General features: G+C 68.1%; 2 protein-coding genes and 2 pseudogenes. All 4 read left to right on the forward strand.

What is annotated here, in order from left to right:
- Positions 1-151: 151 nt before the first annotated feature.
- Positions 152-292: pseudogene (locus ACJA3G_RS33445) on the forward strand (XRE family transcriptional regulator); the annotation flags it as partial.
- A 261-nt stretch (positions 293-553) separates the two neighbouring features.
- A pseudogene (locus ACJA3G_RS33450) lies at positions 554-1,314 on the forward strand (DUF5753 domain-containing protein).
- 107 nt (positions 1,315-1,421) lie between these two features.
- A complete protein-coding gene (locus ACJA3G_RS33455; protein ID WP_406556791.1) occupies positions 1,422-2,879 on the forward strand; it encodes an aldehyde dehydrogenase family protein in 1,458 nt (485 codons plus the stop codon).
- A gap of 61 nt (positions 2,880-2,940) precedes the next feature.
- Positions 2,941-3,558, forward strand: coding sequence for a PadR family transcriptional regulator (locus ACJA3G_RS33460; protein WP_406556792.1), 618 nt, complete (start codon positions 2,941-2,943; stop codon positions 3,556-3,558).
- Positions 3,559-3,689: the final 131 nt, after the last annotated feature.

Raw genomic sequence — 3,689 nt, forward strand, 5'->3', positions numbered from 1 at the left:
GTGCCAGGCGTGTCCGAACCCGTGGTGATTGTTGCTCATTTCTTCCCGCGGCCGATTTCGGAGCTTGACCATTTCCGTAATCGAATGAGTACGGGGTGAAGCGTTTTGGTGGCAGACTGCCGTGCACCGTCGGTTGGGGAGGGACAGCGAAGTGACCGCAGGAGAGTCGAGCGGGTCGGTGGTCCGGCGCATTCTGCTGGGATCGCAGCTCAGGCGCCTGCGCGAGTCCCGGGGCATCACCCGTGAGGCACTCCCGGGATTCGCGGCCGTGGCGGTACAGGCGAACGTGGCGTACAGCAGAACAGAACGCTAGGCACAGCAGGACACAAGACGAGCACGCAGGTGCGCGGGGACCATGGTTCCGAATGGCCGCTCCTGATGCAAGGGCAGATGCACGTGCACGTGCCAGGCGTGTCCGAACCCGTGGTGATTGTTGCTCATTTCTTCCCGCGGCCGATTTCGGAGCTTGACCATTTCCGTAATCGAATGAGTACGGGGTGAAGCGTTTTGGTGGCAGACTGCCGTGCACCGTCGGTTGGGGAGGGACAGCGAAGTGACCGCAGGAGAGTCGAGCGGGTCGGTGGTCCGGCGCATTCTGCTGGGATCGCAGCTCAGGCGCCTGCGCGAGTCCCGGGGCATCACCCGTGAGGCGGGGTCACCGACGACGCCGAGCGCGCGTCGCTCCTGGGGCTGGCGAAAGAGGCCAACATCGCGGGCTGGTGGCACAGTTACGGCGACGTGCTGCCCGGCTGGTTCCAGACGTACATCGGCCTGGAGGGCGCGGCCTCGCTCATCCGGATCTACGAAGTGCAGTTCGTGCACGGCCTGTTGCAGACCGAGGCGTACGCCAACGCCGTCGTCCGGCGCGGCATGCCCAACGGCTCCAGCGCGGAGATCGACCGCCGGGTGGCGCTGCGCCTGGAGCGCCAGAAGGCGCTGGTCTCCGAGCGCGCCCCGAAGTTCCACGCCGTCCTCGACGAGGCCGCGCTGCGCCGCCCGTACGGCGAACGGGATGTGATGCGCGGCCAGTTGAGGCACCTCATCGAGGTGTCCGAGCAGCCGAACGTGACACTCCAGGTGATGCCGTTCAGCTTCGGCGGGCACGCGGGCGAGAGCGGGGCGTTCACCCTGCTGCGCTTCCCCGAATCCGACCTCTCCGACATCGTCTATCTGGAGCAGCTCACCAGCTCGCTCTATCTGGACAAGCCGGAGGAGGTCGCCCAGTACGAGCGGGCGATGGAACGGCTCCAGAAGGACAGTCCGGGACCGGAGGAGAGCCGCGATCTTCTCCGTGGACTGCTCCAACTCATCTGATACGTCAGTACGATGACGTCACATCAGGGTTGTGTAGCGGAAGCGGGGGACACAGTGGACGCGACGACGGACACGGTGGCGGCGCAGTGGCAGCAGTAAGGGATGGCATGTCCTTCTTCACCGACCTGGCCCACCAGTACATCGACGGCGAGTGGCGTACCGGCAGCGGGTCGTGGGACATCATCGACTTCGATCCCTACAACGGGGAGAAGCTCGCCGCCATCACCGTCGCCACGGTGGACGAGGTCGACGAGGCCTACCGCGCGGCCGAGCGCGCCCAGATCGGCTGGGGTGAGACCAACCCGTACAGCCGAAGACTGGTCTTCGAGCGCGCGCTGCGGATCACCGAGGAGCGCGAGCCGGAGATCATCGAGGCCATCGTCACCGAGCTGGGCGGCACCCGCCTCAAGGCCGGCTACGAGGTGCACCTCGCCAAGGAGTTCCTGCGCGAGGCGATACAGCTGGCGATACGGCCGGAGGGCCGGATCCTGCCGTCGCCCGTCGACGGCAAGGAGAACCGCGTCTACCGGCTGCCGGTCGGTGTGGTCGGGGTCATCAGCCCCTTCAACTTCCCCTTCCTGGTGACGCTGAAGTCGGTCGCGCCGGCCCTGGCGCTCGGCAACGCCGTCGTGATCAAGCCGAACCAGAACGCGCCGGTGGTCGGCGGCGGCCTCATCGCCAAGATCTTCGAGGACGCCGGCCTGCCGGCCGGGCTGCTGAACGTGCTGGTCACGGATATAGCCGAGATAGGTGACGCGCTCATAGAGCACCCGGTGCCCAAGGTGATCTCGTTCGCGGGCTCCGACCGCACCGGCCGCCATGTGGCCGCCGTCGCGGGCAGCCACTTCAAACGGGCCATCCTGGAGCTGAGCGGCAACAGCGCGCTGGTGGTCCTGGACGACGCGGACATCGACTACGCGGTCGAGGCGGCGGTCTTCAGCCGCTTCGTCTACCAGGGGCAGGTCTGTATGGCCGCCAACCGCGTCCTGGTGGACCGGAGCATCGAGCAGAAGTTCACCGAGAAGTTCTGCGCACGGGTCGCGGCCCTCAAGACCGGCGACCCGGCCGACCCGGCGACCGACATCGGCCCGGTCATCAACAGCTTCCAGGCGGACGCGCTCACCGCGCTCGTCGACCAGGCCCTCGCGGAGGGCGCCACCGCGCTCGTACGGGGGCGTACGCGCGGCAGCCTCGTCGAGCCCACCGTGCTGACCGGTCTGCCCGAGGACTCCCCGCTGCTGCGGCAGGAGATCTTCGGCCCGGTGGTGCTGCTGCTCTCCTTCGACGGCGAGGAGGAGGCGGTACGGATGGCCAACGACAGCCCGTACGGCCTGAGCGGCGCCGTCCACACCGGCAACGTGGAGCGGGGCGTGCGGTTCGCCAAGCGGATCGTCACCGGCATGATCCACGTCAACGACTCGACCATCCAGGACGAGCCTTTGGTGTCGTTCGGCGGCGAGAAGTACTCCGGGCTCGGACGGCTGAACGGCGACTCCACGATCGAGGCGTTCACGACCCAGAAGTGGATTTCGGTGCAGCACGGGAGGAGCCAGTTCCCGTTCTGATCCCCTCGCACGCACGGAGCTGGTTGCTCCCGCGAACGGCCGAGGTCATAGGCTGACGCGCATGTCAGCGATCCGACTCCTCGTCCTCGGCGCGATCCGCCAGCACGGCCGGGCGCACGGCTACCAGGTCCGCAACGACCTGGAGTACTGGGGCGCCCACGAGTGGTCCAACGCCAAGCCGGGCTCGATCTACCACGCCCTCAAACAGATGGCGAAGGAGGGCGTGCTGCACGCCCACGAGATCGCGCCGAGCACGGCGGGCGGTCCGCCGCGTACCGAGTACGAGCTGACGGAGGCGGGCCGGGAGGAGTATCTGAAGCTGCTGCGCGCGGCGCTGACCTCGTACGACCAGAAGATGGACATGCTCTCGGCGGCCATCGGCTTCATGGTCGACCTGCCGCGCGCGGAGGTGGTGGCGCTGCTGCGCGACCGCCTGGAACGGCTGGCGGCCTGGCGGAGCCGGGTGACCGAGCACTACACCCCCGAGGAGGGGCCCGAGTCCCTGGGCCACATCGGCGAGATCATGAACATGTGGGTCCACTCGGCGGACGCGGAGGCGGCGTGGACGGGCGGCCTGATCTCCAGGATCGAGGCGGGCGCGTACGCGTTCAGGGGCGAGGGGGAGCCGTTCGTGGGGATCCTGGCGGACGGCGAGGACAACCCGTACGGCGGGGCGTGAGCGCGTCTGTCCGCAGGCCGGCGTGGGCCGGCCGCGCAGTTCCCCGCGCGTCGGATGCCTTGAGGGGCGCGGGGAACTGCGCGAGCAACCACGCACGATCCGCAGTCGAACACACACCCCGCACCCCGCGC

It is taken from the genome of Streptomyces sp. YS-3 (genome assembly GCF_045257485.1).
In the GTDB taxonomy this organism is placed as follows: Bacteria; Actinomycetota; Actinomycetes; order Streptomycetales; family Streptomycetaceae; genus Streptomyces.